16 protein-coding genes, 1 pseudogene and 1 riboswitch are annotated in these 20,738 nt (G+C 70.4%); of the genes and pseudogenes, 7 read left to right on the top strand and 10 right to left on the bottom strand.

Going from position 1 to position 20,738, the window contains the following annotated elements; translation table 11 throughout:
• From ACWIF2_RS34665 to ACWIF2_RS34655, 3 genes are all read right to left on the bottom strand, one after another.
• The coding region (locus ACWIF2_RS34665; RefSeq protein WP_454364854.1) for a M23 family metallopeptidase at nucleotides 1-610 on the bottom strand (610 nt) is incomplete at its 3' end.
• 12 nt (nucleotides 611-622) lie between these two features.
• Nucleotides 623-787, bottom strand: a riboswitch (cyclic di-AMP (ydaO/yuaA leader).
• 203 nt (nucleotides 788-990) lie between these two features.
• Nucleotides 991-2,379, bottom strand: a complete 1,389-nt coding sequence (locus ACWIF2_RS34660) for a M16 family metallopeptidase (protein WP_454364853.1) — start codon at nucleotides 2,377-2,379, stop codon at nucleotides 991-993.
• A complete protein-coding gene (locus ACWIF2_RS34655; RefSeq protein ID WP_454364852.1) occupies nucleotides 2,376-3,758 on the bottom strand; it encodes a M16 family metallopeptidase in 1,383 nt (460 codons plus the stop codon). The genes ACWIF2_RS34660 and ACWIF2_RS34655 overlap by 4 nt, the downstream gene beginning before the upstream one ends.
• A 252-nt stretch (nucleotides 3,759-4,010) precedes the next feature.
• On the opposite strand from ACWIF2_RS34655, the gene ACWIF2_RS34650 reads away from it, so the two are divergent.
• Nucleotides 4,011-6,467 (top strand): DNA gyrase/topoisomerase IV subunit A, encoded by a 2,457-nt coding sequence (locus tag ACWIF2_RS34650; RefSeq protein WP_454364851.1) that lies wholly within the window; start codon nucleotides 4,011-4,013, stop codon nucleotides 6,465-6,467.
• A gap of 29 nt (nucleotides 6,468-6,496) precedes the next feature.
• Here the strand turns inward: ACWIF2_RS34650 and ACWIF2_RS34645 are convergent, their stop codons facing one another.
• Entirely contained in the window at nucleotides 6,497-7,555 is a 1,059-nt protein-coding gene (locus tag ACWIF2_RS34645) for a CobW family GTP-binding protein (RefSeq protein ID WP_454364850.1), read from the bottom strand.
• A gap of 322 nt (nucleotides 7,556-7,877) precedes the next feature.
• Between ACWIF2_RS34645 and ACWIF2_RS34640 the strand changes: the two genes are divergently transcribed.
• Nucleotides 7,878-8,435 (top strand): DUF6082 family protein, encoded by a 558-nt coding sequence (locus ACWIF2_RS34640; protein ID WP_454364849.1) that lies wholly within the window; start codon nucleotides 7,878-7,880, stop codon nucleotides 8,433-8,435.
• Nucleotides 8,436-8,509: 74 nt separating this feature from the next.
• Here the strand turns inward: ACWIF2_RS34640 and ACWIF2_RS34635 are convergent, their stop codons facing one another.
• Together ACWIF2_RS34635 and ACWIF2_RS34630 are read right to left on the bottom strand one after the other, a co-directional pair.
• A complete protein-coding gene (locus ACWIF2_RS34635; RefSeq protein WP_454364848.1) occupies nucleotides 8,510-8,749 on the bottom strand; it encodes a hypothetical protein in 240 nt (79 codons plus the stop codon).
• 261 nt (nucleotides 8,750-9,010) lie between these two features.
• Complete coding sequence (locus ACWIF2_RS34630; RefSeq protein ID WP_454364847.1) at nucleotides 9,011-10,174, bottom strand: citrate synthase/methylcitrate synthase; 1,164 nt, start codon at nucleotides 10,172-10,174, stop codon at nucleotides 9,011-9,013.
• Between the two features lie 110 nt (nucleotides 10,175-10,284).
• On the opposite strand from ACWIF2_RS34630, the gene ACWIF2_RS34625 reads away from it, so the two are divergent.
• From ACWIF2_RS34625 to ACWIF2_RS34610, 4 genes are all read left to right on the top strand, one after another.
• Nucleotides 10,285-11,541 carry a citrate synthase gene (locus ACWIF2_RS34625; protein WP_454364846.1) on the top strand — a complete coding sequence of 419 codons (1,257 nt, stop codon included), beginning with the start codon at nucleotides 10,285-10,287 and terminating at the stop codon, nucleotides 11,539-11,541.
• A 53-nt stretch (nucleotides 11,542-11,594) separates the two neighbouring features.
• Nucleotides 11,595-12,539 carry a sucrase ferredoxin gene (locus ACWIF2_RS34620; RefSeq protein WP_454364845.1) on the top strand — a complete coding sequence of 315 codons (945 nt, stop codon included), beginning with the start codon at nucleotides 11,595-11,597 and terminating at the stop codon, nucleotides 12,537-12,539.
• A 178-nt stretch (nucleotides 12,540-12,717) separates the two neighbouring features.
• The gene (locus tag ACWIF2_RS34615) at nucleotides 12,718-14,388 is read left to right on the top strand and encodes a sensor histidine kinase (protein WP_454364844.1); all 1,671 of its coding nucleotides are present in this window, start codon (nucleotides 12,718-12,720) and stop codon (nucleotides 14,386-14,388) included.
• Nucleotides 14,388-15,068 (top strand): response regulator, encoded by a 681-nt coding sequence (locus ACWIF2_RS34610; RefSeq protein WP_454364843.1) that lies wholly within the window; start codon nucleotides 14,388-14,390, stop codon nucleotides 15,066-15,068. The genes ACWIF2_RS34615 and ACWIF2_RS34610 overlap by 1 nt, the downstream gene beginning before the upstream one ends.
• Before the next feature lie 30 nt (nucleotides 15,069-15,098).
• Here ACWIF2_RS34610 and ACWIF2_RS34605 read toward each other — a convergent pair whose 3' ends face one another.
• The 4 genes and pseudogenes from ACWIF2_RS34605 to ACWIF2_RS34590 form a co-directional block, all read right to left on the bottom strand.
• Nucleotides 15,099-16,691, bottom strand: coding sequence for a solute symporter family protein (locus ACWIF2_RS34605; protein ID WP_454364842.1), 1,593 nt, complete (start codon nucleotides 16,689-16,691; stop codon nucleotides 15,099-15,101).
• The gene (locus ACWIF2_RS34600; protein WP_454364841.1) at nucleotides 16,688-17,248 is read right to left on the bottom strand and encodes a DUF485 domain-containing protein; all 561 of its coding nucleotides are present in this window, start codon (nucleotides 17,246-17,248) and stop codon (nucleotides 16,688-16,690) included. The genes ACWIF2_RS34605 and ACWIF2_RS34600 overlap by 4 nt, the downstream gene beginning before the upstream one ends.
• A 69-nt stretch (nucleotides 17,249-17,317) precedes the next feature.
• Nucleotides 17,318-17,509, bottom strand: a pseudogene (locus ACWIF2_RS34595) (response regulator transcription factor); the annotation flags it as partial.
• A gap of 363 nt (nucleotides 17,510-17,872) precedes the next feature.
• Nucleotides 17,873-19,996: a DNA gyrase/topoisomerase IV subunit B gene (locus ACWIF2_RS34590; protein WP_454364840.1), complete on the bottom strand. Its 2,124-nt coding sequence runs from the start codon at nucleotides 19,994-19,996 to the stop codon at nucleotides 17,873-17,875.
• 441 nt (nucleotides 19,997-20,437) lie between these two features.
• Here ACWIF2_RS34590 and ACWIF2_RS34585 point away from each other — a divergent pair, with 441 nt between their 5' ends.
• Nucleotides 20,438-20,668: a DUF7455 domain-containing protein gene (locus ACWIF2_RS34585; RefSeq protein WP_215118116.1), complete on the top strand. Its 231-nt coding sequence runs from the start codon at nucleotides 20,438-20,440 to the stop codon at nucleotides 20,666-20,668.
• Nucleotides 20,669-20,738: the final 70 nt, after the last annotated feature.

Here is a 20,738-nt window from a genome sequence, read left to right as displayed (position 1 = left end):
ACAGGTGACCGTACTGGGTGTACGTCCCGTCGTTCATCTTGATCACGACCTGGTTGCCGTAGGAACCGCCCCATCCGGCCTCGACGACCTCGCCCATGCCGACCGAGTGGACGGCCGTGCCGCTGGAAGCGTGGAAGTCGACACCGGTGTGGCTGCCGGAGGACCAGACGGCGCCGCCGGTCTTGTAGCCGGTGGAGACGTACGAGCCGGAGATCGGGGAGACGAAGGTGTTGAGACGCTTGCGCTCGGCCTCGCGGGCGGCACGCTCCTTGGCCTCGCGGGCCTCCTCAGCGCGCTCCTTGGCCTCCTTGGCCGCCTCGGCGGCGCGCTTGCGGGCGGCCTCCTCGGCCTTCTTCTTGGCGGCGGCCTCTTCGGCCGCCTGCTTCTGGGCGACGGCCTGGGCGTCGATCTTCTGGGCCACGGTGTCGCCCATGGTCACGACCGGGGTGAGGCCCGTCTGCTCGACAGCGGGCTCCGCGGCGAAGGCCGGGGCGGCCACGGTGCCGACGACGCCGGTGGTGGCGAGGGCGGCGACGCCCGCCGCGCGGGCCGTGCGGCGCTGGATCCGGCTGGGACGACGGTGCTTCCCGGTGGCGCGTGTGAACGCCATGTAGTGGCTGATCCTTTCCTTCCCTCTCGCCTACCGGGTTAGCTGACGGGTTCGGAGCAGGAAGGTCTCCTACGGACCCCCTCGCGACTCGCGCGGGCGTCCGATTCACCCCAGGGACTGCGGTGGGTCCCCGGCTCCCCTGGCTCGCGCCGTACGGGGACTCGGCGATGACTGTCCGGTGCCGCGGGTGCGGCGCACTGCCTGACGAACAGCCCGGACGACGCTAAGCGGCGCCACTTTCAATTCCCAAACGGATCCCGGCTTTTGTAGCGCATCCCACAGGGCAGACGGGCAACTCCCATCCCAATTCGGGCATAAAGGAGCCCTGGCGCCTTAGAAGACAACCAGGGCCCCTACGCGCGCGTGCCGCTCGCGTCCCGCTACTCGGCGGAGACCACGGCGACTTCGCCGATGCCGAGGGCCTCGACCGGGCCCTTGATCTGCGCCGCGTCGCCGACGAGGACGGTCACCAGACGGTCCCCCGGGAAGGCGCTGACGGCCGCCGCGGTGGCCTCCACGGTGCCGGTCGCGGCGAGCTGCCGGTACAGCACGGCCTGGTAGTCGTCGGGCAGGTGCTGCTCGACCTGGTCCGCCAGCGTGCTCGCGACAGCCGCCGCCGTCTCGTACTTCAGCGGTGCCACGCCGACCAGGTTCTGCACGGCGACGTCCCGCTCGGCGTCGGTCAGGCCCTCGGCCGCGAGGGTGCGCAGCACCGTCCAGAGGTCCTCGAGGGCGGGGCCGGTGTTGGGCGTGTCCACGGAGCCGCTGATGGCGAGCATCGCGGCACCGGTCCCGTCCGGGGCGGACCTGAGGACCTGGGCGAACGCCCGTACGCCGTAGGTGTAGCCCTTCTCCTCGCGCAGGACGCGGTCCAGGCGGGAGGTGAGGGTGCCGCCGAGGCAGTACGTGCCGAGCACCTGGGCGGGCCAGACGCGGTCGTGCCGGTCCGAGCCGATCCGGCCGATGAGCAGCTGCGTCTGGACGGCGCCCGGGCGGTCCACGATGACGACCCGGCCGGTGTCGTCGGCGGTCACCGGCGGCACCGGACTCGGCTCGGCCGAGGAGCCGGTCCAGGCGCCCAGCGTGTCGCCGAGCAGCGCGTCGAGGTCGATGCCGGTGAGGTCGCCGACGACCACGACGGTGGCCGTCGCCGGGCGGACGTGCTTCTCGTAGTAGGCGCGTACGGCCGCGGAGTCGATCGCGGCGACCGTCTCCTCGCTGCCCTGCCGGGGCCGCGACATGCGCGAGTCCGCCGGGAACAGCTCCTTGGAGAGCTCCTTGGCGGCACGGCGGGCGGGGTTGGCCAGCTCGTGCGGGATTTCGTCGAGGCGGTTGTTGACCAGCCGCTCGACCTCGCTGTCCGCGAACGCGGGCGCCCGGAGGGCGTCGGCGATCAGGCCGAGGCCCTTGGCGAGCCGGGAAGCGGGAACCTCCAGGCTCAGCCGGACGCCCGGGTGGTCGGCGTGCGCGTCGAGGGTGGCGCCGGCGCGCTCCAGCTCGGCGGCGAACTCCTCGGCGGAGTGCTTGTCGGTGCCCTCGGAGAAGGCCCGGGCCATGATCGTGGCCACCCCGTCGAGGCCGGCCGGCTCGGCGTCCAGGGGCGCGTCCAGCAGCACCTCCACGGCGACGACCTGCTGGCCGGGACGGTGGCAGCGCAGTACCGTCAGGCCGTTGTCGAGCGTGCCGCGCTCGGGGGCCGGGAAGGCCCACGGCTTGGCGTCGCCCGCCTGCGGCTGCGGGTGGAAGTCCATCGTGGCGAGCTCGGTCACTTGGCCGCCTCCTCGTTCTCGTTCGTGGCCGCGGCTGCGGTGTCCTCGGTGCTGTCGGCGTCCTCGCCGGTCTCGTCGGCGACGGGCTCGTAGACGAGCACCGCGCGGTTGTCGGGCCGCAGCCGGGCCTTGGCGACCTCCTGGACCTCCTCCGCCGTGACCTCCAGCACGCGCTGCACGGCGGTCAGGGCGAGCTGCGGGTCGCCGAACAGCACGGCGTACCGGCACAGTTCGTCGGCCCGTCCGGAGACCGTGCCGAGCCGGTCCAGCCACTCGCGCTCCAACTGGGCCTGGGCGCGCTCCATCTCCTCGGCCGTGGGGCCCTCCTCGGCGAACCGGGCGAGCTCCTCGTCGATGGCGGTCTCGATGACCGGCACCTCCACGTCACCGGACGTCTTCACGTCCAGCCAGCCCAGCGAGGGCGCCCCGGCGAGCCGCAGCAGGCCGAAGCCGGCCGCCACGGCCGTACGGTCCCGGCGTACGAGGCGGTTGTAGAGACGGGAGGACTCGCCGCCGCCGAGGACGGTGAGGGCCAGGTCGGCCGCGTCGCACGCGCGCGTGCCGTCGTGCGGCAGCCGGTAGGCGGCCATCAGGGCGCGCGCCGGGACCTCCTCCTCGACGACCTCGCGCAGCTGCTCTCCGATGGTCTCCGGCAGCGCGCCGTCACACGGAGCGGGCTTGCCGTCGTGGCCCGCGATGGAGCCGAAGTACTTCTCGATCCAGGCCAGGGTCTGCTCCGGGTCGATGTCGCCGACCACGGAGAGCACGGCGTTGTTCGGCGCGTAATAGGTGCGGAAGAACGCGCGCGCGTCCTCCAGGGTCGCCGCGTCCAGGTCGGCCATCGAGCCGATCGGGGTGTGGTGGTACGGGTGCCCCTCCGGGTAGGCGAGGGCGGTCAGCTTCTCGAAGGCGGTGCCGTAGGGGACGTTGTCGTAGCGCTGCCGGCGCTCGTTCTTGACGACGTCGCGCTGGTTCTCCATCGACTCGTCGTCGAGCGCGGACAGCAGGGAGCCCATCCGGTCGGCCTCCAGCCAGAGGGCGAGCTCCAGCTGGTGGGCGGGCATGGTCTCGAAATAGTTGGTGCGCTCGAAGCTGGTGGTGCCGTTCAGCGAGCCACCCGCGCCCTGGACGAACTCGAAGTGGCCGTTGCCCTTCACCTGGGCGGAGCCCTGGAACATCAGATGCTCGAAAAGGTGAGCCAGGCCGGTACGCCCCTTGACTTCGTGGCGCGAGCCGACGTCGTACCAGAGGCACACCGCCGCGACCGGGGTCAGGTGGTCCTCGGAGAGCACCACGCGCAGGCCGTTGGCCAGGCGGTGCTCGGTCGCTGTCAGGCCCCCGGAGCCTGCCTGGGCTGTGGCCGTGTGACCCATGGGCATGTACGTCCCTTCGATCGCGGTGCGGTCGTTCCAACCGCGGATTTCTGCCGGTCCTGCCACTGTATGCAAGCGCGCGAAGCGCTGGTGAAGTTCCCGGGCGGCGTACGCGGAGAGCGAGACGGTGTGACCCGCCGTGCCGGGACCGGACGGCTCGGCGGAGGTCGGAGACCGGGTCCTGGTCCCGGTTGTCAGTGCGGCGGTCCACAATGGTCGGCGTCAGATCCGGATCGCAGAGGCAAGGAGCCGGCAGCGATGGCCCGCCGCAGCACGAAGACCCCGCCGCCCGACGACTCGTACGAGGAGAGGATCCTCGACATCGACGTCGTCGACGAGATGCAGGGCTCCTTCCTCGAGTACGCGTACTCGGTCATCTACTCCCGCGCCCTGCCGGACGCACGCGACGGCCTCAAGCCGGTGCACCGCCGCATCGTCTACCAGATGAGCGAGATGGGCCTGCGCCCCGAGCGCGGGTACGTCAAGTGCGCCCGCGTCGTCGGCGAGGTGATGGGCAAGCTGCACCCGCACGGCGACGCGTCGATCTACGACGCCCTCGTGCGCATGGCCCAGCCCTTCTCGATGCGCGTCCCCCTGGTCGACGGCCACGGCAACTTCGGTTCGCTGGGCAACGACGACCCGCCGGCCGCCATGCGGTACACCGAGTGCCGGATGGCCGAGGCGACGAGCCTGATGACGGACTCCATCGACGAGGACACCGTCGACTTCAACCCCAACTACGACGGCCAGGAGCAGGAACCGGTGGCCCTGCCCGCCGCCTTCCCGAACCTCCTGGTCAACGGCGCCTCGGGCATCGCCGTCGGCATGGCCACGAACATGCCGCCGCACAACCTGCGCGAGGTCATCGCGGCCGCCCGCCACCTGATCCGGTACCCGAACGCGGATCTGGACGCGCTGATGAAGCACGTCCCGGGCCCCGACCTGCCCACCGGCGGCCGCATCGTCGGCCTGCCCGGCATCCGGGACGCGTACGAGACGGGCCGCGGCACCTTCAAGATGCGGGCGACCGTCGCCGTGGAGACCGTGACGGCCCGCCGCAAGGGCCTGGTCGTCACCCAGCTGCCCTTCACGGTCGGCCCGGAGAAGGTGATCGCCAAGATCAAGGACCTGGTCGGCTCGAAGAAGCTCCAGGGCATCGCCGACGTCAAGGACCTCACCGACCGCGAGCACGGCCTGCGCCTGGTCATCGAGATCAAGAACGGCTTCGTGCCGGAGGCGGTCCTGGAGCAGCTGTACAAGCTGACGCCGATGGAGGAGTCCTTCGGCATCAACAACGTCGCCCTGGTCGACGGCCAGCCGCTCACGCTGGGCCTCAAGGAGCTCCTGGAGGTCTACCTCGACCACCGCTTCAACGTCGTACGGCGGCGTTCGGAGTTCCGCCGCGGCAAGAAGCGCGACCGGCTGCACCTGGTCGAGGGTCTGCTGACGGCCCTGCTGGACATCGACGAGGTCATTCGCCTCATCCGCTCCAGCGAGAACTCCGCGCAGGCGAAGCAGCGCCTGATGGAGCAGTTCTCGCTGAGCGAGGTGCAGACGCAGTACATCCTCGACACGCCGCTGCGCCGTCTGACCAAGTTCGACCGCATCGAGCTGGAGGCGGAGAAGGACCGGCTCAACGCGGAGATCGAGGAACTGACCCGGATCCTCGATTCGGACGCCGAGCTGCGCAAGCTCGTCTCCTCCGAACTGGCCACCGTCGCCAAGAAGTTCGGCACGGACCGGCGTACGGACCTGCTGGAGGCGGGCGGTACGCCGGTCGCGACCGTGCCGCTCCAGGTGGCCGACGACCCGTGCCGGGTGCTGCTGTCCTCGACGGGTCTGCTGGCCCGTACGGCGAACAGCGAGCCGTTCGCGGAGGACGCCGGCGCCGAGCGCGTGAAGCACGACGTGATCGTCTCGGCGGTGCCGGCCACCGCCCGTGGCGAGGTGGGCGCGGTCACCTCGACGGGCCGGCTGCTGCGGCTGAACGTGATCGACCTGCCGCAGCTCCCGGAGTCGATGTCGACGCCGAACCTCGCGGGGGGTGCCCCGCTGGCGGAGTTCGTCTCCCTGGAGGACAACGAGACGGTGGTCTGTCTGACGACCCTCGACGAGTCGTCGCCGGGCCTGGCGATCGGCACGGCGCAGGGCGTCGTCAAGCGTGTGGTGCCGGACTATCCGTCCCACAAGGAAGAGCTCGAGGTGATCACCCTCAAGGAGGGCGACCGGATCGTCGGCGCGGTGGAACTGCGTACCGGCGACGAGGATCTGATCTTCATCTCCGACGACGCCCAGCTGCTGCGCTACCCGGCCGCACAGGTCCGCGCCCAGGGCCGTGCGGCGGGCGGCATGGCGGGCATCAAGCTCACCGAGGGCGCGAAGGTCATCTCCTTCACGGCGGTGGACCCGGCAGCGGACGCTGTCGTCTTCACCGTCGCGGGCTCGCGCGGCACGCTGGACGACTCCGTCCAGACGACGGCCAAGCTGACCCCGTTCGACCAGTACCCGCGCAAGGGCCGCGCCACGGGCGGCGTCCGCTGCCAGCGGTTCCTGAAGGGCGAGGACTGCCTGTCCCTGGCCTGGGCGGGCCCGGTCCCGGCCCTCGCCGCGCAGAAGAACGGCACCCCGGTCGACCTCCCGGAGATCGACCCGCGACGGGACGGCTCGGGGGTGTCCCTGGCGAAGACCGTCTGGGTGGTGGCGGGCCCGGTCTAGGAGAACCCCCCAGGGCCCGGACAGCACACCTAGGCAGGCTCCGCGAGATCCTCCTCGGTGCCCGGTACGTACCGCAGGACGCCCCACATGCCGTGCTCATCGGCCTGTGGGGCCTCGCTGCGGCACGCGTCGAGCTGCTTGTCGAGGGCGCCGGTGTCGATCCTGGAACCGATGAGGACCAGCTGGGAGAGGCGTTCGTCGCCGGCCGGCCAGGGCTCCGGGTAGAAGCGCAGGAACCGCCCGACGGCGTGGACGGCGTAGCGGTTGCGGACGTCGTAAGGTCCGAAGTCGACGTACCCCTTGATCCGGTACAGCCCCTCGGGCCGGCTGTCGAGGAACTCCATCAGCCGGCGTGGGTCGAGGGGCTCCCGGGAGACGAACGACAGGCTGTCGTACGCGCTGTGCAGATGCCCGGCGTGGCCGTCCGCGCCGGTCTCGTGCAGGTCGTCGAAGGACAGCTGACCGACGCGTTCCTCGCTCGGCCGGCAGTCGAAGAGGAACTCGGGGTCGATCCGGCCGTAGGTGGCCGGGACGACGGCCGCGCGGTCGACGAGGGACCGGACCAGCCCGAGGACGCGTTCGCCGTCCGCCGCCCGGTCGGCCTTGTTGACCACGACGAGGTCGGCCAGCGCGAGATGCCGGTCGATCTCGGGATGCCTGGACCGGGTGTCGTCGAACTCGGCGGCGTCGACGACCTCGACGAGCCCGCCGTACACGATCCGCGGATCCTCGCTCGCGAGCACCATCCGCACGAGTTCCTGCGGCTCGGCGAGACCGCTGGCCTCGATGACGATGACGTCGATGCCGAGGGACGGCTCCGTGAGCCGCTCGAGATAGAGATCCAGTTCGCCGGCGTCGACGGCGCAGCACAGGCATCCGTTGCCGAGCGAGACGGTCGAATCGCCGAGCGCCCCAGCGACGGCCATCGCGTCGATCTCGATGGCTCCGAAGTCGTTGACGATCGCGCCGATCCGGCTGCCTCCGCTGCGGTGGAGGAGATGATTGAGCAGCGTGGTCTTTCCGGATCCGAGGAATCCGGCCAGCACCACGACCGGGATCTGCCGCGGACTCGGGCTCGGCTGACTCACCGTGCGACCTCTCTCACGCCGACGCGTGCACCGGCTCGCGTTCTCGGCACTGGGATGAAGAATGAATGCCGAACCAGGATACGAGCCGTAAGAATCGCGCCGAAGTGAACGATTGTTAGCAGCACTTGCGGGGCAGACGTTCGGCAAGGCGCCGGATCGTGCGACCCTCGCTTCCCTCCGTGCGCCGCCTCTCCGCCTCCCCGCCGATCAGAGCCGCTCGGCACTCTGGGGAGACGGCAAGCGCCGCCCACTGCTCGCCGGTCCCCTCCAGTCGACCCGCATCCCGACGACCGGCGGACGGCCGCCTGACCCGGGGGTTGACATGGCCACACGGAATTTTGGGATACAGGGACTGCGCTCCGCAGCCGCGGCCGGCCTCGGCATGGTGGCCGGCGCTCTCGTCGCCATGGCGGCACAGAAGCAGGCGATGGACACGCTGCACGAACGCCTGAACCAGCTGGAACAGCACGCCCGCACGCAGCAGCGCTCCAATCTGGCCAGGCAGCAGCGGCAGCACTGGGAGCTGTTGAGCAAGGCGATCGACGACACCGAACTCGCCGAGGTCCTGGACATCTTCGAGAGGCCCGTCACCCCTGAGCGGCGTCGGCAGTACCTCTTCGCCAACGCCCTGTACACCAACCTGCTCTGCTACTACCGCATCGGCAACATGGGAAGGGACGAGTTCTTCAAGCACGTCCGGGGCATCTTCCAGAACCCGATCGTCAGGGAGTACTGGTACGCGACCCAGGGGCAGCGCGCGAGCCTCACGGGCACCGAGGAGGCGGAACTCGGCCGGCTCGTCGACGACCTGCTCCTGCAACTCGACGAAGCGGACACCGATGAATGGTGGGTGGTCGGTGAGCTTCCCACCGACCCGTGACGGGAGGAGCCGACCCGCACGGCAGCGCCGAGACGGGACGGCTCCTTCACGACGACGCCATCACTTCGACATCGCTAGACGTCGGGGATGTCCTTCTTCGCCTTGACCAGGGTCTCCCGGGTGATGACGACGATGCGTTCGTAGTCGGCACGTCCGGCGTCGGCGGGCAGCTGAGTGTCGAGGGAATCAGTGACATCCGTACCGATGACCGCGAAGTTCCCGTCGGCCAATTCGAAGATGTCGGGACATGTCCCGCCACCGGCACTGCCTCGATAGCGGGGAGCGACACCAAGGCGGCGGATGATCTGACTCACTGTTGAATTCCCTCTGTTCTCAAGGCACAAGCGCCTGCGCCCGCGGCCGCGCGAGCGGTGGCATCCTCGCAGGCCCGAGCCTTGGCCGCCGCGCGACACGCACACAGCCCGCCCCCACGCCCCAAGGAAGCAAGGCATCTTTGCGGCCCTGTTTTATCACCCGCGGGGGTGGAGCCACGCGCGATCCTGGAGAACATCCGCAAGAGTGACGGAAGGCAGCGAAGAATCGATCATCAGCCCGTATAAGGCAGTTGTGGCCCTTTACGCAGTCGGCACGGAAACCGGCGCCTCCGGCCCCACATACCGCGCCACCGGCCTGATGATCTTCGAGTCCTCCGCCTGCTCCAGGATGTTGGCGCTCCAGCCCACCGCCCGCGCGGCAGCGAAGGTCGGGGTGAACATCTCTCGGGGCAGGCCGCAGAGTTCCATGACCACGCCCGCGTAGTACTCGACGTTGGTGTGGAGCTCACGACCGGGCTTCAGCTCCGCCAGGATCGCCTCGACGTGACGCTCGACCTCCACGGCGAAGTCCACCCGCGGCCCGCCGAACAACTGGGCGACCTCGCGCAGCATCCGGGACCGCGGGTCCTCCGTGCGGTAGATCGCGTGCCCGAAGCCCATGATGCGATCTCCCGCGAGCACCCGCTGACGCACCCAGGAGTCGATGCGGTCCGGGGTACCGATCGCGTCCAGGGTGTCCAGCGCGCGACTGGGCGCACCTCCGTGCAGCGGCCCGGACAGCGCCGCCACCGCACCGGCGAGGCATGCCGCCACGTCCGCGCCGGTCGACGCGATGACCCGGGCCGTGAAGGTTGACGCATTGAATCCGTGATCAATGGTTGAGATCAGGTATTGCTCGATCGCCCGCGCATGCTGCTCGGCGGGTACCGAGCCGGTCAGCATGTAGAGGTAGTTCGCCGCGTACGACAGATCCTCGCGCGGCTCCACGGGCTCGAGCCCTCGCCCCAGCCGGTGCAGCGCGGTGAGCAGTGTGGGTACGGCGGCGGCCGCCTCGAGCGTGTCCCGCAGGCGCTGCTCGGCGTCGACGTCGTACACGGGACGGAACCCCTTCGCCGCACCCAGCAGGGACAGCGCCGTACGCATCCCGGCGAGCGGGCCGGAGCGTCCGCCGGCCGCCGCTATGGCCGGCAGCGCGGCTCGCACCTCGTCGGGAAGCCGCCGCAGCGCGGCGGTCTCGGCCGCGAAGGCCGCGCCGCGCCCGGCGTCCGGCAGTTCGCCGTGTACGAGCAGGTGCCAGACGTCCTCGAACCCGCGGGTCCGCGCGAGGTCGACGGCCGAGTACTGCCGGTAGTGGTAGAAGCCCTCGAGACCGCGGACGTCACCGATCCGGGTGTCGGTGACGACAACCCCGGCGAGTCCCCGTGGCACGTCGAGAAGAGTGGCTGCGGACCTGTTGACGGACATGTCTTCCTCCCTGGACTTGATTTGACTGTCCATGATTGACTTGAGTCGTGTCAATATTGATTCAATCAATACATCAGTCAATGGGCCGCTAGGCGGATACGGTGACCCCCATGCGCGATCAAGAACCCGCCCCCCGCGACGCGGACAGGCGGCTGAGCACCAAGGAGGCCGCCGAGCTGCTCGGCGTGAAGCCGGAGACCGTGTACGCGTACGTGAGCCGCGGTCAGCTCAGCAGCCGGCGGGTGACCGGCGGCCGGGGCAGCACCTTCGACGCCGGGGAGGTCGAGGCGCTCGCCCGGCGCAACAGGCGGGAGGGCACGGGCAGTTCCGGATCAGGCGGCGAGCTGTCCGTACGGACCCGCATCACGCTCATCGAGAGCGACCGCTACTACTACCGCGGTGTCGACGCGGTGGACCTGGCCGCACGGCACACCTACGAGGAAGTCGCCGAGTGGCTGTGGACCGGCCGGATGCACCCCGGCGGCACGTTCACCGCGCCCCCCGCCTCCGTCGCAGTGGCCCGTCGCGCCGTCGACGCACTGCCCGAACACGCCGCGCCCACGGATCTGCTGCGCGTCGCCACGATCGCCGCCGCGACCGCCGACCCGCTGCGGTTCGACCTGTCCGAGGAGGCCGTGCTCGGCACGGCGCGCACGCTCATTCCCACGCTCGTCGCCGCTCTGCCGCCCGTGAGACACGACCGCCGCGACGAGGGCCCCTTGGCCCACCGCCTGTGGGCCCGGCTGACCGGGCGCGACGCCGACGAGGCGTCGCTGCGCGCCCTGGACGCCGCTCTCGCCCTCCTCGTCGACCACGACCTGGCCGCCTCCACGCTCGCGGTGCGCGTCGCCGCGTCGGCCCGTGCCCACGCCTACGCGGCGGTCTCCGCGGGGCTGGGCGTAATCGAGGGCCCGCTGCACGGCGCGGCCAGCGGGCTCGCCCACCGGCTGCTCCTCGACGTCCTCGACCAGGGTGACGCCGCGCCCGTGATCGCGGACGAACTGCGCGCCGGCCGCCGCATCCCGGGACTCGGCCACCGGCTCTACCCCGGCGAGGACCCACGCGCGCGTGCCCTGTTCACCCTCCTGGAACAGATCCCGCGCGCGGAGCCCGCCCTGCTCGCGGCCCGCGACATCGTCGAGACCACCGCTCGCCACGCCCCGCTGCACGCCAACGTGGACCTGGCGCTCGCCGTGCTCACCGCGTCCTGCGGCATGCCCTCGACCGCGGGCGAGACGATCTTCGCCGTGGCCCGTACGGCGGGCTGGATCGCTCACGCCCTGGAGGAGTACGGCGAACGCCCCCTGCGAATGCGTCCGAGCGGTCTCTACGCGGGTCCGAAGCCGCCTCGGCCACTGCCGGAGTAGGCCAGGGCGGGCCCGGACGTCGCCGTGAGCCAACTCAGGTTAGGCTCACCTGTGTGAGTACGTGCACGAGCGTCTCCCGGGACTTCGACGAGCCCGTTTCGGCGACCGCGGCCACCGCGAGGACCTGGCTGTTGCTGGAACAGCCCGGTCCGTGGGGTGCCAGGGCGCTCACCTCGAGCCACCTGGACCCCGCGCTGGGCCGTGCCCTGGAGGCGGCCGCCAAGGACACGGGCGTGCGGATCGCACTCATCCGCCGCCCCGGGCGCCATGCGGACCGCCGCATGCCCGCCTCGCGCCGGGTGTACGCGGCCCACACCGTTCCGGGAAACGTGTGGCTGCACGGCGCCACGACCTCGGCCCCGGAGCAACTGCTCGATCTCGACTTCGCCGCACTCGGTCGGGGCGACCACCACACGTTCGACGCGGTGCTCGGCGGCCTGCCCCACGACGGTGATCCGCTCGCCCTCGTCTGCACCAACGGCAAGCGGGACCGCTGCTGCGCCCTCCTGGGCCGGCCCCTCGCGGCCGAGCTCGCGACGTCGGGAGTCGAGGGCGTCTGGGAGGTCACCCATCTGGGTGGTCACCGCTTCTCCCCGACCGTGCTCGTGCTGCCCTACGGATACGCGTACGGCCGGGCCGAGGCCCACGCCCTCAAGGAGGTCCTGCACGGCGCCGCGGAGGGGCGGGTCGTCGTGGAGGGCTGCCGGGGCAGCTCGGCCTGGGAACGGCCCGGTCAGGCGGCCGAACTCGCCGTGCGCACCGCGACCGGCGAGTATGCCGCGGAGGCGCTGAGCGTCGTACGGACGGCGGGCGCGGCCCCGCGCTGGGAGGTGACCGTCGCCCACACCGACGGGCGCCGCTGGCAGGTCGAGGTGGCCCAGGGCGCGGCTCTGCCACCCCGCCCGGAGAGCTGCGGGGCGTCCGTCCTCGGTACGCCCGCGCGGATGGACGTCGTGGCGGTGCACGAGATGAGGGTGACGACGGCGCTCGCCAGCTGACCGGCCGGCCTCCGGGGGCGGCGCCGTCCCGATCAAGCATGGATGCCACGTTCAAGCATTGATGCCGCGGCCAAGCATTGATGCCGCCTTCGCCCGGTGCCGCCGTCGCGAGCATTGATCAAGAGATCCACGCCACACCCGTTACGGCAGGTAGGCAGCCGCACGTACCGTCTTGGGTATGAGCCCCACTCCCCCCGCACGCCGCCTGCGCCTCGGCCTGCCACGGCGGGTGTTCTCGCAGGTGCTGCTGATGCAGGTGGCGATCGCCGCGGGAGTCGCGGTCCTCGCGACCGGGCTGTTCCTCGCGCCTCTGAGCAACCAGCTGGACGACCAGGCGATGCGCCGCGCGCTCGCGATCGCGCAGACGACAGCCCAGCAGCCGGATCTCGCACAGGACGTGAGGGACACCCCTCCCTCCCCGAACGGCCCGGTGCAGCGGGAGGCGGAGCGGATCCGCAAGGCCACCCAGGCCGAGTACATCGTGGTGATGGACTGGCGCGGTGTGCGCTGGTCGCACACCGACAAGAAGCAGATCGGCGGCATCGTCTCCACCGACCCCGGCCAGGCCCTGGCCGGCAAGGAGGTCATGGAGATCGACAGCGGCACCCTGGGCCGCTCCGCCCGGGGCAAGGTGCCGCTGCGCGACAGCGACGGCTCCGTGGTCGGCGCCGTCTCGGTCGGCATCGCCTACGACAGCGTCCGGGCCCGGCTGATCCACGCGATCCCGGGGCTGCTCGCCTACGCCGGCGGCGCGCTGGCCGTCGGTGCGCTGGCCGCGTGGCTCATCTCCCGGCGGGTCCACCGGCAGACCCGGGATCTGGCCTTCTCCGACATCGCGGCGCTCCTGTCGGAACGCGAGGCGATGCTGCACGGCATCCGGGAGGGCGTCGTCGCCCTGGACCGCACCGGCCGCATCCGTCTCCTCAACGACGAGGCGCAGCGGCTGCTGAGCATCGGCGACGCGGCGGTGGGGAGCTCCCCGGACGAGGCGCTGGGCGCGGGCCGAACGGCCGATGTGCTGGCCGGGCGTGTGACCGGCACGGACCTGCTCACCGTGCGCGGCCAGCGCGTGCTGGTCGCCAACCGCATGCCCACCGACGACGGCGGCGCCGTGGCCACCCTGCGCGACCGCACCGAGCTGGAGCAACTGGGCCGCGAACTCGACTCCACCCGTGGTCTGATCGACGCCCTGCGCGCCCAGGACCACGAACACGCCAACCGTATGCACACGCTCCTGGGGCTGCTCGAACTGGAGATGTACGACGACGCCGTCGAGTTCGTGGGCGAAGTCGTCGGTGACCACCGGGCCACCGCGGAGCAGGTCACCGAGCGGATCGAAGACCCGCTGCTCGCCGCGCTGCTCGTGGGCAAGGCGACCGTCGCGGCCGAGCGGGGCGTCGCCCTGGGGGTGTCGGACCGGACCCGGCTGCCCGACCGGCTGATCGACCCCCAGGGGCTCGTGACCGTCGTCGGCAACCTGGTGGACAACGCCCTCGACGCCGTGGCGGGCAAGCCGCACGCGCGCGTGGAGGTCGAGCTGCGCGCCGAAGGGCGTACGGCGATCCTTCGGGTGCGCGACACGGGCCCGGGAATCCCGCCGGAGCACCGAGAGTTGATCTTCACCGCCGGATGGTCCACAAAGAAGCCGCCGGCGCACCGTGAGCGGGGCATCGGCCTCTCCCTGGTGCGCAGGCTCGCTGAGCGACAGGGGGGCAGCGCGACCGTCGACGAGGCGTACGGCGGGGGCGCGGAGTTCACCGTCGTCCTGCCCGAAGCGCTCGCCGAGCCGGGCCCCGAACCGGCCCTGACCGTGCCGTCAGCTCCGCAGACCGCCAAGAAGGAGTCGTGATGATCGAGGTCCTGGTCGTGGACGACGACACCAGAGTCGCGCGGGTCAACGCCGCCTACGTCGAGAAGGTGCCGGGCTTCCATGTCGCCGGCGAGGCCCACAGCGCCGCCGAGGCGCTGCTCCAGCTGGAGACCCTGCCCCGGCTGGACCTGGTGCTCCTGGACCACTACCTGCCCGACGAGACGGGGCTGCAGGTCGTCCAGGAGATGCGACGGCGCGGCCACCAGACCGACGTGATCATGGTGACCGCGGCGCGGGACGTGTCCACCGTGCAGGCGGCGATGCGACAGGGCGCCCTGCAGTACCTGGTCAAGCCGTTCGCCTTCGCCGGCCTGCGCGCCAAGCTGGAGGCGTACGCGGAGCTGCGCCGCACCCTCGACGGCGGCGGGGAGGCCGAGCAGTCCGAGGTGGACCGTATCTTCGGGGCGCTGTCGACCCCGTCGGAGCCCGATCTGCCCAAAGGGCACTCCCCCACCACCGCGGAGCTGGTCCGTCAGTCCCTGATGCACGCCGACGGGCCCCTGTCCGCCCAGGAGATCGCCGAGCGCACCGGGGTGAGCCGCCAGACGGCCCAGCGCTATCTGAAGCTCCTGGAGCGCACGGGACGGGCCAGGCTGACCCTGAAGTACGGGGACGCGGGCCGCCCGGAACACCGTTATGTGTGGGCGACCCGCTCCTAGCCCGGAGCGGTCCGGTCGGACGTACCGCCCCTACGCCGCTCCCGCCCCGGTCAGCGACCGCACCTCGGTCTCCGCGTGTTTGGCCTCGTCCGGGACGTCCGTCGAGGTGACCGTGCCCAGCCAGCCCGCGAGGAAGCCCAGCGGGATCGAGACCAGACCCGGGTTCTGCAACGGGAAGTACTGGAGGTCGATGCCCGGGAACAGCGAGTCCGGGCTGCCCGAGACCACGGGTGACAGCACGACGAGCACCACGGCCGGGACGAGACCGCCGTAGACGGCCCACACGGCACCACGCGTCGTGAAGCCGCGCCAGAACAGGGAGTAGAGCAGCACCGGCAGGTTCGCCGAAGCGGCGACGGCGAAGGCGAGACCCACCAGGAATGCCACGTTGAGATCCCGCGCCAGCAGGCTGAGGGCGATCGCCACCACCCCCACTCCGACGGCCGCGACCCGGGCCACCGCGACCTCGCTGCGAGGCTTCCCGCCCCGTCGCCGCAGGGACGCGTACAGGTCGTGGGCCACCGAGGCCGAGGACGCGAGCGTGATCCCGGCGACCACGGCGAGGATCGTGGCGAACGCGACCGCTGCGAGGATCGCGAAGAGAACTGTTCCTCCCGTGGACCCGGCACCGCCGCCCAGATCGAGCGCCAGCAGCGGAACCGCCGTGTTCCCGGCCGCGTTCGACCCGCGCACGGCGTCCGGCCCCACGAGGGCGGCGGCGCCGAAGCCGAGCACGATCGTCATCAGGTAGAAGCCGCCGATGAGTCCGACGGCCCAGACGACCGAGCGGCGTGCGGCGCGCGCGGTGGGGACGGTGTAGAAGCGGGACAGGATGTGCGGCAGCCCCGCCGTACCCAGCACCAAAGCCAGTCCCAGACTGATGAAGTCGAAGCGAGCGGTCCAGTCCCCGCCGTACTTCAGCCCGGGCGCCAGGAACTCCTCCCCGTGGCCGCTGCGCTCGGCCGCCGTGAGCAGCAGCCGGTCCAGGTCACCGTGGAAACGCATCAGGACGAGCACCGTCAGCGCGATGGTGCCGCCGAGCAGCAGAACGGCCTTGACGATCTGAATCCACGTGGTCGCCCGCATCCCTCCCAACGACACATAGATCACCATGAGCGCGCCCACGCCGATGACCGTCCAGGCCCGAGCCGCCTCGCTCGTGCCACCCAGCAGCAGCGCCACCAGGCTGCCCGCGCCGACCATCTGCGCCACCAGGTACAGAACGGACACGGTGACCGAGGAGGTTCCCGCCGCGATCCGTACCGGCCGCTCCCTCATCCGCGCCGCCACGACGTCGGCGAGCGTGAACCGGCCGCAGTTGCGCACCAGTTCGGCGACGAGGAACAGCACCACCAGCCAGGCCACGAGGAACCCGACGACATACAGCAGCCCGTCGTAACCGAACAGCGCGATGAGCCCGGTGACCCCCAGGAAGGAGGCGGCTGACATGTAGTCGCCTGCGAGGGCAAAACCATTCTCCATAGGTGAGAAGAGCCGCCCGCCCGCGTAGAACTCCTCCGCCGAACCACGCCGTTTACGGCTCACCCACGTCGTGATCGCCAGCGTGACCGCGACGAACGCGCTGAACAGCAGCAGCGCCAGCGTCTGGTGTTCCCCCGTCACGAGACACCGCCGTTCGCTCCGCGCGTCAGTTCCTGTGTGTCCCAGCGCAGTTCGAGCGCCGCCCGGTCCCTGCGCAACCGGGCGTGCCGGGCATACGCCCAGGTGAGCAGGAACGTGGTCAGGAACTGCCCGAGCCCCGCGGCCATCGCCACGTTCAGTGCTCCGGCCACGGACCTGGCCATCAGCTCCGGCGCGGTCGTAGCAGCCACGACGTAGCCCACGTACCAGGCGAAGAAGGCCACGAAGGCCGGCACCACGAACCTCCGGTACCTCCTTCGCACCTCCTGGAAGGCCGCGCTGCGCTGCACTTCCAGGTACACCTCGGCCGGCGCGGGCCCGGTCTCGCCCTCCCTTCGCGCCGACGGCACCCCCGCCGGAGCGGGCACCCCGGCACCGGCCGACTCGCCCCAGCCGGAGGCCAGGGCGTCGTACCAGGGGTCGTCGAACCTGAGATGCCCGGCCTCCTCGGCCGGGACCGGGTCCTGAGCGTCGAGAGGCTCGACCCGACTTTCCTCACCGGCCCCGCTTCCGCGGGGACGGCCCTTGCTTGGCTGCATGCCCAAGGATGGACAGAACGGGAAGATCCCCGACTCTTCTTCCCTTTCCGCTTCACCCCTTCAGGTGACTCAACCCGCTGGTGGCCGCACGAGACCCTTTCCATAGGCGTAACGCACCGCCTGGGCACGGTCCTTGATCCCCACCTTGGCGAAGAGGTTGTTGATGTGGGTCTTCACGGTCGCGGTGGAGACATGGAGTCTGCGGCCGATCTCCTGGTTGCTGAGGCCGTCGGCGATGAGGACCAGCACCTCCGTCTCCCGCACGTGAGCCCGTCCGCCCGCAGATCACGACCTCCGTGAGCGACAAGGGGCGTGTCGGCAGCGGGTGCCGCCGACGCCTTCGACGCTACGGAAATCGCGAGGTCACAGGATCGGAGCCAGGGTGGATCACGGGTGGATTCCGGACCGGGCATCTCTCCACCCATGGGTGGAGAGACTCCTCGGGCAAGGCCGGGATCCAGTCCGGACGCCTTATGCGGGCACCGCTGATGCCGCACCCGGACACGGGCAGCACAGCGATGTCGACGAGCGGTTCACGCCGGTCACCGACGCCCCGGCCGTGCCCGGCTACAGCCGGGCACGGCAGCTACGGTCCAGGGCGGCGGCTACGGCCCCGCGCGGCGGCTACGCGTCGATCCGCGACCGGTCCAGCGTCGCCGCCGAGTTGGAGATGAACTCCTTGCGCGGCGCGACGTCGTTGCCCATCAGCAGGTCGAAGACCTGCTCGGCCGCCTCCAGGTCGGAGAGGTTGATCCGGCGCAGAGTGCGGTGGCGCGGGTCCATCGTCGTCTCGGCCAGCTGGTCGGCATCCATCTCACCGAGACCCTTGTAGCGCTGGATCGAGTCCTTGTAGCGGATGCCCTTGCTCTGGAACTCCATGAGCGTGTCGCGCAGTTCCCGGTCCGAGTACGTGTAGACGTACTTGTCCTGGCCCTTCTTCGGCTGGACGATCTCGATGCGGTGCAGCGGCGGCACCGCCGCGAAGACCCGGCCGGCCTCGACCATGGGCCGCATGTAGCGGTGGAACAGGGTCAGAAGCAGGGTGCGGATGTGCGAGCCGTCGACGTCGGCATCGGTCATCATGATGATCTTGCCGTAGCGAGCCGTGTCGATGTCGAAGGTCCGGCCCGATCCGGCTCCTATGACCTGGATGATCGCGCCGCATTCGGCGTTCTTCAGCATGTCCGTCACGGACGACTTCTGGACGTTGAGGATCTTGCCCCGGATCGGCAGCAGCGCCTGGAACTCGGAGTTCCGGGCGAGCTTCGCCGTACCGAGCGCGGAGTCGCCCTCGACGATGAACAGTTCACTGCGGTCGACGTCGTCGCTGCGGCAGTCGGCGAGCTTGGCCGGCAGCGAGGAGGACTCGAGGGCCGTCTTGCGGCGCTGCGCGTCCTTGTGCTGCCGGGCGGCGATGCGCGTACGGGCCGCGGCGACGGCCTTCTCCAGCACGACACGGGCCTGCTGCGCGGCGTCCCGCTTCGTGGACGTCAGGAACGCCTTGAGCTCCTTGGTGACCACGTTGTTCACGATCCGGCGGGCCGCCGAGGTGCCGAGCACCTCCTTGGTCTGGCCCTCGAACTGAGGCTCGGCGAGACGCACGGTGACGACCGCGGTGAGGCCTTCCAGAGCGTCGTCCTTGACGATGTCGTCCTCGGCGACGCGCAGCAGCTTCTTGGTGCGAAGCACCTCGTTCATCGTCTTGGCGACGGCCTGCTCGAAACCGGCGACATGCGTACCGCCCTTGGGCGTGGCGATGATGTTCACGAACGACTTGAGCGTCGTGTCGTACCCCGTGCCCCAGCGCAGCGCGACGTCGACGCCGAGTTCGCGGGTGACCTCGGTGGGCGTCATCTGGCCGTGGTCGTCCAGGACGGGGACCGTCTCCTTGAAGGTGCCCTGTCCGGAGAAGCGGAGGACGTCGCAGACCGGCTTGTCGTTCGCCAGGTACTCGCAGAACTCGCTGATTCCGCCGTCGAAGCGGAACGACTCCTCGCCCTTGCTGCCGCCCTCGCCGAGCCCGTACTCGTCGCGCACGACGATGGTCAGGCCGGGCACCAGGAACGCGGTCTGGCGGGCGCGCTGGTGCAGCGTCTCCAGGGCGAGCTTGGCGTCCTTGAGGAAGATCTGGCGGTCGGCCCAGTACCGCACGCGCGTGCCGGTGCGGCTCTTCGGGATCTTCTTGGCCTTGCGCAGCCCGCCCTTGGCCTCGAACTTGGCGTCCGGGCCGTTCCCGGCGAAAGCGCCCGGGACGCCGCGCCGGAAGCTGATGGCGTGGGTGTGCCCGCCGCGGTCCACCTCGATGTCCAGGCGGGCGGAGAGGGCGTTCACCACGGAGGCGCCGACGCCGTGCAGGCCGCCGGAGGCGGCGTACGAGCCGCCGCCGAACTTGCCGCCGGCGTGCAGCTTGGTCATGACGACCTCGACACCGGAGAGGCCGGTCTTGGGCTCGACGTCGACCGGGATGCCCCGGCCGTTGTCCCGGACGTCGACGGACCCGTCGTCCTGGAGGATGACCTCGATGTGGTCGCAGTAGCCGCCCAGGGCCTCGTCGACGGAGTTGTCGATGATCTCCCAGAGGCAGTGCATGAGACCGCGGCTGTCGGTCGACCCGATATACATGCCCGGGCGCTTGCGCACGGCCTCGAGCCCCTCAAGGACGAGCAGGTGCCGCGCGGTGTAGTTGGAACCGTCCCGGTCTGCTCCTGCCAGCAGAGCTGTGGACGGCACGGACGTTTCGGCGGTCACGCGGTTCGCTCCTCGCTGAATTTCAGATGGGGCCCTCATGGGTAAGGGCGCGGCTTCAGTCACCGGTGAGAGGGTACCGAGGCCTGGTAGAGCCGTTGTAACGCCACCCTCGTCAGAGACTCAGACTAGTCCAGGCTCGCATGCGTGTTCGATCCCTCGATGGAGTGAAGTACACATCACGTTCCCTTCCAGGCATGAACCATTTAGGCTCCGGGCACGTCCTCATGAACAACCGGCAACCCAGCCGGGAGGACCGACCACCGATACAACGCGAAGCCCCGTAAGACACATAGACACGCAATACGGCACATTCGCCGCCAACCGGCAGCAGACAGCCGCCTCGCAAGATTTTTTCGAGGAAAAGCCACGAGCGGGAACGTTTTATGGCTGGTTGGATGTTGACCCAGGTACGACAGCTCGTCGAGCTAGAGAAGAGGCGACGTGACTACTGTTCTGACCCCCGCGAGCCACCTGACGGCCGCTGATCGCTGCGACCGTTGCGGCGCCCAGGCGTACCTGCGCGTCGTGCTGCTCAGCGGCGGAGAACTGCTCTTCTGCGCCCACCACGGCCGCAAGTTCGAGCCGGAACTCAAGAAGATCGCCGCTGAGATACAGGACGAGACGGAGCGGCTCACGACCGTTCCCGCGACCGCCTCCGAAGAAGAGCGCTGAGACCTCGCGTCCGACGACGAGCCAGCCCGGCACAGGCCGGTGAACGGGCGGCTGCCTCTGAGAACAGAGG

This window comes from Streptomyces sp. NPDC055506 (assembly GCF_053643595.1).
The sequence above is the reverse complement of the archived record's forward strand: the minus strand, read 5'-3'. Positions and strand labels throughout refer to the sequence as shown.

Coding starts and splice junctions, on each gene's coding strand:
- ACWIF2_RS34600 (WP_454364841.1), bottom strand. CDS start 17,248: ATGCAGCCAAGCAAGGGCCGTCCCCGCGGAAGCGGGGCCGGTGAGGAA.
- ACWIF2_RS34615 (WP_454364844.1), top strand. CDS start 12,718: ATGAGCCCCACTCCCCCCGCACGCCGCCTGCGCCTCGGCCTGCCACGG.
- ACWIF2_RS34610 (WP_454364843.1), top strand. CDS start 14,388: ATGATCGAGGTCCTGGTCGTGGACGACGACACCAGAGTCGCGCGGGTC.
- ACWIF2_RS34625 (WP_454364846.1), top strand. CDS start 10,285: ATGCGCGATCAAGAACCCGCCCCCCGCGACGCGGACAGGCGGCTGAGC.
- ACWIF2_RS34650 (WP_454364851.1), top strand. CDS start 4,011: ATGGCCCGCCGCAGCACGAAGACCCCGCCGCCCGACGACTCGTACGAG.
- ACWIF2_RS34630 (WP_454364847.1), bottom strand. CDS start 10,174: ATGTCCGTCAACAGGTCCGCAGCCACTCTTCTCGACGTGCCACGGGGA.
- ACWIF2_RS34655 (WP_454364852.1), bottom strand. CDS start 3,758: ATGCCCATGGGTCACACGGCCACAGCCCAGGCAGGCTCCGGGGGCCTG.
- ACWIF2_RS34640 (WP_454364849.1), top strand. CDS start 7,878: ATGGCCACACGGAATTTTGGGATACAGGGACTGCGCTCCGCAGCCGCG.